The organism is Sporomusa sp. (assembly GCF_057736855.1).
Genome location: NZ_JBYKYF010000145.1, coordinates 1 through 7,704 on the forward strand (window position 1 = coordinate 1; position 7,704 = coordinate 7,704).

5 protein-coding genes and 1 other RNA gene are annotated in these 7,704 nt (G+C 42.5%); all 6 read left to right on the plus strand.

Annotated features, from left to right (window positions below):
* The first annotated feature begins 82 nt into the window (after positions 1-82).
* The 6 genes from hemZ to AC29Z1_RS10515 all read left to right on the plus strand — a co-directional run bounded on the left by hemZ (position 83) and on the right by AC29Z1_RS10515 (position 7,557).
* Positions 83-1,666, plus strand: a complete 1,584-nt coding sequence (hemZ, locus tag AC29Z1_RS10490) for a coproporphyrinogen dehydrogenase HemZ (protein ID WP_488271414.1) — start codon at positions 83-85, stop codon at positions 1,664-1,666.
* A 2-nt stretch (positions 1,667-1,668) separates the two neighbouring features.
* Entirely contained in the window at positions 1,669-2,934 is a 1,266-nt protein-coding gene (gene hisS, locus AC29Z1_RS10495; protein WP_488271415.1) for a histidine--tRNA ligase, read from the plus strand.
* A 35-nt stretch (positions 2,935-2,969) separates the two neighbouring features.
* Positions 2,970-4,757, plus strand: a complete 1,788-nt coding sequence (gene aspS / locus AC29Z1_RS10500; RefSeq protein ID WP_488271418.1) for an aspartate--tRNA ligase — start codon at positions 2,970-2,972, stop codon at positions 4,755-4,757.
* A gap of 79 nt (positions 4,758-4,836) precedes the next feature.
* Positions 4,837-5,025, plus strand: a non-coding RNA gene (gene ssrS, locus AC29Z1_RS10505) — 6S RNA.
* A 170-nt stretch (positions 5,026-5,195) separates the two neighbouring features.
* Positions 5,196-6,227, plus strand: coding sequence for a low-specificity L-threonine aldolase (gene ltaE / locus AC29Z1_RS10510; protein ID WP_488271416.1), 1,032 nt, complete (start codon positions 5,196-5,198; stop codon positions 6,225-6,227).
* Positions 6,228-6,231: 4 nt separating this feature from the next.
* Positions 6,232-7,557 (plus strand): replication-associated recombination protein A, encoded by a 1,326-nt coding sequence (locus tag AC29Z1_RS10515; protein ID WP_488271417.1) that lies wholly within the window; start codon positions 6,232-6,234, stop codon positions 7,555-7,557.
* The last annotated feature ends 147 nt before the right edge of the window (positions 7,558-7,704 follow it).

The window sequence follows — 7,704 nt, forward strand, 5'->3', positions numbered from 1 at the left end:
AAAATTGCTCAAAATAGCAATTTTACGGTTGTTAATCATCAGGTAAAGTTTTATGGATACTGTCAGGAGTGCCGCAATAAAAGTGAAGGGTAAAAAGTTCTTCTATTCATTTGTAGGTATAGATATTGATGTATTAGCTGCTGTGCGTGATACCATGGCCTTATTTAAGGTTGATTATGCAGGACCTTGGACAGAAGGAGAACAGTTCCTCGATAGTGCTGATACCAGCTTATGGGTAACCAGTTCGGTCACCAGTGAATGCACAGAAATAGTAGTCAAAGTAACCATTCAGTTCAATGATTCTGAAGGTAATCCTCAGTCATTAAGCAAGTCGAGATCCCATCCGCTACCACCAGAGGGCAGTTCGGAAGAACAAGAGATAGCCATCGCCGTAAGTAGGCTGATACGTCTTCTAATACTTCTACTTATGCGTGATATAACAGCCCAAAATCCGTCGCCATGGGGGATACTGCGTGGTGTCCGTCCTACAAAAATTGCTCACAGGCTGTTAGATCAAGGAAAAAATCGTAACAAAATTATTGATAGTTTTATTGGGAATTATGGAGTGGATCCTGACAAAGCTGAGCTGATTACTGATATTGCTATTCATCAGCGGCCGATGATCGCCACTCCCCAACATACCACCGACGGAAAAAAAATAAGTATATATATAGGTATACCCTATTGTCCATCGAGATGTTTGTATTGCTCATTTCCGGCATATGTGTTGCCTGAGCATCGAGAACAGCTTGATGCTTTTTTGCGGGCAATTACCAAAGATATCGACAGTGCGGCTCACTTAGTAGCAAAATATAATCTAACTGTTGAAACCATATATGTAGGTGGTGGAACGCCTACCAGTTTGACAGCCGCTGACCTGAATAATCTGCTATATATGATAAAAGATGCTTTTTGGGGAGCAGAAACTAAAGAATGGACCGTAGAAGCTGGTCGTCCAGATAGTATTGACGATGAAAAAATAGATGTGTTACGCCATAATAAAATAAACAGAATCAGTATAAATCCTCAAACAATGCAAAATAAAACTTTAAAACTAATTGGACGGCGGCATAGTGTTCAGGATATAATAGATATATTCGGAAAAATTCGCAATGCGGCAATTCCAGTGATTAATATGGACGTAATCGCGGGTCTTCCTGGTGAAACAGCTGATGATATGGAAGATACTATGCGGCAGATTGCGGCCCTAAATCCTGAAAATATTACTGTACATACATTAGCCTTAAAGCGAGGTTCGATTCTTAAAGAATCCCTGCATTCAGGTCTACTTAGCGAGCAGGCTTTGCCAAATGAAGAAACAACCAAAAAAATGCTTGCACTTGCGGCTTATTATACTTCTGGCATGAATATGCATCCATACTATTTGTATCGGCAGAAGTATATGACTGGAAACCTAGAGAATATTGGCTATGCCAAACCTGGCAAAGACTGTATCTATAATATTCAAATTATGGAAGAACGGCAAACGATTATTGGTATCGGCCCTGCTGCCAGCACAAAGGCAGTTGACCATCAGGCAAATTGGCGGCTTAAAAGCTGTTATAACGCTAAAGATGTTTCTTCCTATATAGCAAATTTAGATATATACCTACAGGAAAGAAATACCTTGCTTACAAGGCTGTATGGCGGCCATAAGGAGGATTAATTATGCTAACAACCGGACCAAGGGGGACCAAAGATATATTACCTGACAGTAGCGGACATTGGCAGTATGTGGAACGAATCATCCGCCAGGTTTGTCATAACTTCGCTTATCAGGAGATTCGTACACCAATTTTTGAACATACTGAGCTTTTTTTGCGTGGCATCGGTGATACTACCGATATTGTTGAAAAAGAGATGTATACCTTTACTGACAGAGGTAACCGCAGTATTACCCTGCGGCCTGAAAATACTGCATCGACAGTAAGGTCCTATTTAGAAAACAAGCTTTATGCTGGACCACAACCGACAAAACTGTATTATATCGGACCGATGTTTCGCTATGACCGCCCTCAGGCTGGACGATACCGTCAATTCCATCAATTTGGCATTGAAGCGATAGGAGCAAAAGGACCGGCTATTGATGCTGAAATTATTAGTTTGGCTGTCGAGTTTCTGAATACACTTGGATTAACTGATTTGCATTTATTCATCAATTCGGTTGGTTGCCCAGAATGTCGACCTACATATCGTAATAAATTACAGGATTTTTTCCGGGATAAATTGCCTCATTTATGTTCTAACTGCCAGTCTCGTTTTGACCGTAATCCTATGCGAATATTGGATTGCAAAAATGAAACCTGTATTCAGTACGCGCAAGGAGCTCCACATATGGTAGATTGTATGTGTGATGACTGCAGTACCCATTTTACTGAATTAAAAGAACTGTTGTCAGCAGCGGGAATTAGCTTTGTTTATAATCCCAAATTGGTGCGCGGACTTGACTACTATACCAAAACCGCCTTTGAGATTCAGTATGCCCCATTAGGCGCACAGAGTGCGGTATGCGGTGGCGGACGTTATGACGGACTGGTTGCTGAATGTGGTGGCCAGCCGACGCCGGGAATCGGGTTTGCAATTGGATTGGAACGAGTATTGCTGGCTTTAGAAAAACAGAACCTGTTACCACCGGTAACAACTGCCATTGAAGTGTTTGTTGCCCCACTGGGGAATGAAACACAGGCAGCAGCTTTTGCCCTGCTGACACAACTGCGTCGGGCAGGAATTGCTGCCGATATGGATTTCATGAACCGAAGTCTAAAAGCGCAGATGAAATTTGCCAATAAATATCCGGCTAAATTTGTGGCGCTGATTGGGGAAGATGAACTGGCTCAGAACAAAGTAATGTTAAAAAATATGGAAACAGGCAGTCAGGAGCTAGTTGATAGCACTGATTTGATTTCTATGCTTACGAAGGAGATGGAGAAGTAATGGCACAAATAGAAACAGCTCATGAAACCGTCAAAATCGACACAATGCAGGGGATAAAACGCACCCATGCTTGCAATGATTTAAATCCAGAACACACTGGCCAAGAAGTCACGCTATGCGGTTGGGTTGCAAGAAGACGTGACCATGGTGGTTTGATTTTTGTTGATTTGCGTGATCGTTCAGGTATTGTGCAAGTGGTATTTTCACCAGATGTTAACAAAGATGCTTTTGCAAAAGCCGAAATGGTTCGCAATGAATATGTGTTAGCTGTACGCGGTATCGTTAAAAAGCGGGCCGAAAATACGATTAATCCGAATATGGCTACAGGCACTATCGAGGTATTTGGTAATGAACTAAAAATCTTAAATACGGCCAAGACTCCGCCGTTTTATATTCAAGACGGCATTGATGTTGATGAACTAGTACGGTTAAAACATCGGTATCTTGATTTGCGTCGTCCTGAAATGCAAAAAGACCTGATGCTTAGACACCGGGTAACTAAATCTATGCGGGATTTTCTCGATAAACACGGCTTTGTTGAAGTGGAAACCCCGATTCTCACCAAAAGCACGCCAGAAGGCGCCAGAGATTATTTAGTGCCCAGTCGTGTAAATCCAGGTAAATTTTATGCCTTGCCGCAATCCCCGCAAATCTATAAACAATTGTTAATGGTTGCTGGTATGGAACGTTATTTCCAGATTGCTCGCTGTTTCCGCGATGAAGACTTAAGAGCTGACCGTCAGCCGGAGTTTACTCAGCTTGATATTGAAATGTCTTTCATTGAACGGGAAGATGTGCTGACACTGATGGAAGAGTTGATTGCCTACATCTTTAAAGAAGGCATTGGGGTAGAAGTACCTACGCCGTTTATACGCTTAAGCTATGATGATGCTATGGCTCGCTATGGCTCAGACAAGCCAGACCTTAGATTTGGCATGGAGCTAATTGACTTATCCGATATCTTTAAGAATTCTGGCTTTAAAGTTTTTGATAGTGTATTAGCTAACGGCGGTCAAGTTAAGGCCATTAATGTCAAAGGATATGCCCATGCACCCCGGCGTGAACTTGATGGTCTTGTGGACTATGTTGCCAATTACGGAGCTAAAGGATTAGCCTGGATTGCATATACTGACGAAGGACTTAAATCACCCATCACAAAATTCTTTACTGAAGAAACCATCAACAAAATGACTGCTGCTGCTCAAGCCGAAACCGGCGATTTGTTACTGTTTGTTGCCGATAAACCGCAAGTAGTAGCCGCCGCTTTGGGTCAACTCAGACTAGAAATGGCTCGCCGGTTACACTTAATTGATTCGGATAAGCTTTCCTTCCTATGGGTCATTGACTTTCCTATGTTTGAATATGACGAAGAAAGTAAGCGCTGGGTGGCGATGCATCACCCATTTACTTCCCCACGTGATGAAGATATTCAGTATTTGGGCAGCGAACCTGGAAAAATTAAGGCTAAGGCTTATGATATGGTGCTTAACGGTATTGAGCTTGGTGGCGGCAGTATCAGGATCTATAACCGTAGCCTTCAGGAAAAAGTATTTAGCGCCATTGGCTTAACTCCGGAAGAAGCGAATGAAAAATTTGGTTTCCTGCTTGAGGCATTCGAGTACGGTACCCCGCCTCATGGTGGCATTGCCTTTGGGTTAGACCGCTTGGTTATGCTTATGGCTAAACGCTCATCCATCCGCGATGTAATTGCTTTCCCTAAAACCCAAAGTGCTTCCGATCTAATGATGCAGGCACCGTCAGAAGTTGGGGCACGTCAGCTTAAAGAACTATACATAAGATCCGAAGTTGTCACCAAAAAGTAGCTGGAAAAATATTCAACCCTTTATACTCTTGCAATTGCGTAACTAATTTGATAATATAAAAACGAATAAAAACGCAGCTCAAACCCTGCTGTGTGCGTGTAAAGTCTATGTTTTGAGCCAACACATTCACTTAGGGAGCTTGGACTCTGGTTATGGCATGTAGGCCCTCCTCGATAGGGGATGTAAGGGACACATAAAGTAATCAGGAGAGCACCCACCTGCCGAGGGCAGGTTCAAAACAGAGGCGATACGGCATGGTGGGGATTGAGTTGCATTGTTTTTTAAAAAACACCAGTAGATTATTTCCTTCAGCCAACGAGGAGGAATAATCTATTTTTTTGTCGGCTACCAGGCTTAGCCAAGGATTTTTTTTATTTAGCCAGAATATTAATTAAGATATAGTGCTTCTTACAACCTATTTTGACAGGAGTGGAATCTTTGCGATTTGTCGATTTACGCAGTGATACCGTAACACTACCAACACCTGAAATGCGTAAGGCAATGTATCAGGCAGAAGTAGGTGACGATGTATATGGAGAAGACCCTACTGTAAGACGATTAGAGGAATTAGGTGCCCAGATGACTGGCAAAGAGGCCAGCTTGTTTGTTACTAGCGGTACCATGGGCAATCAATTGGCAATATTGGCTCATACGCAAAGAGGCGACGAAATTCTTTGTGAAGCCGAGTCTCACATCTTCTACTATGAAGTAGGAGGACTAGCGGCGTTAGCTGGTGTACAAGCAAAAATAATTGCCGGTAAAAAGGGAATCTTAGCCCCAGAAGCTATAAAAACATCGATTCGCCCTTCAGATATTCATCAGCCACATACTTCACTCATTTGTTTGGAAAATACTCATAATCGAGCTGGCGGTATATGTTATCCTACTGAAATTCTTGCCGATATCTATGAATTAGCTAGGAACCATGCCATACCTGTTCATATGGATGGTGCCAGAATATTTAATGCTGCCTGTCGGCAGCGTACTGCTGTGAAAAAACTTACTGATTACACCGATTCGGTGATGTTTTGCCTGTCCAAAGGATTATGTGCCCCTGTTGGTTCATTGCTGGCAGGGTCAAGAGAGTTTATAGAAACATGCCGCCGCTACCGCAAAATGCTCGGCGGTGGTATGAGACAAGCCGGTATTCTTGCGGCTGCTGGTATTGTAGCCCTGACTTCCATGGTAGATAGGTTAGAGGAAGACCATGAAACAGCTAAGATGTTAGCTGACGCGATTGCCAATATGGGGATTGGTTTTGATGCCAGTGCGGTTGAGACCAATATTGTAGTAATCGATACTACGCAAACTGGTAAGACCGCGGCAGAATTCTCTACCCGCTTTGCAGAACAAGGCATCAAAATCAGCCAATTTGGCGATTATAAAATTCGTATGGTAACCCACTATGGAATTACCAAACAAGATATCCAATATACCATTGATACCATGGCACGTATAATAAAAGGGTGATATTGTGGATTTGTTTTCTCAGAGCTTATTCGATCCCAAGCCAAAAGATAATAGACCGCTGGCAGTAAGAATGCGCCCCAACACCTTGGATGAATATATTGGGCAAGAAGAAATCATTGGCCCAGGAAAATTCTTACGGCGAATGATTGAGGCTGACAATATTCCCTCTATGATTCTCTATGGTCCACCTGGAACAGGTAAAACAACACTTGCTCATATTATTGCCCAAACAACTGACAGCCATTTTGAAAAATTAAATGCCGTGTCTGCTGGTACGGCTGATATCCGCAAAGTAGTGGAAAGTGCCAAAGAACGATTAAGGCTTCACCAGCGGCGAACCATACTGTTTGTTGATGAAATTCACAGATTTAATAAAGGACAACAGGACATTCTCTTGCCCTATGTAGAAAATGGAACCGTTATCTTAATCGGAGCAACGACCGAAAATCCATATTTTGAGGTAAACTCACCGCTCTTATCACGTATGCGCGTAATCCGGCTTACACCGCTGAATGAGCAGGCGATTATACGAATCTTAAAACAAGCCTTAACTGATACTGACCGGGGACTTGGAAAAGAAAAAATAATCTGTGACAATGCTATTTTAGAAAAAATTGCAGCATTTGCCGGTGGTGATGCACGTACAGCGCTGAATATCCTGGAACAAGCGGTAGCTATGCTTGGTGCAGACCAAAACCGGACACTTACTTCAGAAATCATTGAAACAGTAGCTGGAGAAAAATTACAAATCTATGACAAAAAAGGCGACAACCATTATGATGTAGTGTCAGCCTTTATAAAAAGCATACGTGGCTCAGATCCTGACGCGGCACTGCATTATCTGGCTAGAATGCTCGAAGCGGGTGAAGATGTCAAGTTTATTGCCAGACGTTTAGTTATCAGTGCGGCTGAAGACATCGGCAACGCTGACCCGCAGGCAATTGTCGTAGCTATGGCCGCAGCACAAGCAGTACAGTTTATTGGCATGCCGGAAGGTCGGATTCCGCTGGCACAGGCAGTGACATATTTAGCCTGTGCGCCTAAGAGTAATGCTGCCTATATAGCAATTGATAAAGCCATCGCTGACGTACGGCAGTTAGACTGCGGTCCAGTTCCCCAGCATCTTCGCGATAGCCATTATCCCGGTGCTCACACATTAGGCAGCGGTAAAGGTTATTTGTATCCTCATAATTATCCTGACGGTTTAGTTAAGCAGCAATATCTGCCTGATAAATTAAAAAATAAAAGGTATTATAATCCTACTACGCATGGGTATGAAGCAATTTTAAATGAAAAGCTTAAATACATAAGAACTAAGTATAGTGAGTAATATCTTTTATTTCAAAATCAAAAGCACCTCTCATGTCTATAGTGCACTATAAAACATAGAGGTGCTTTTTCTGTTGTAGTAATTGTTCAAAATTAGGCTCTATAATAAATGTTGGGGTAACCAGTTCTACAACTGGAACTGCCTCAA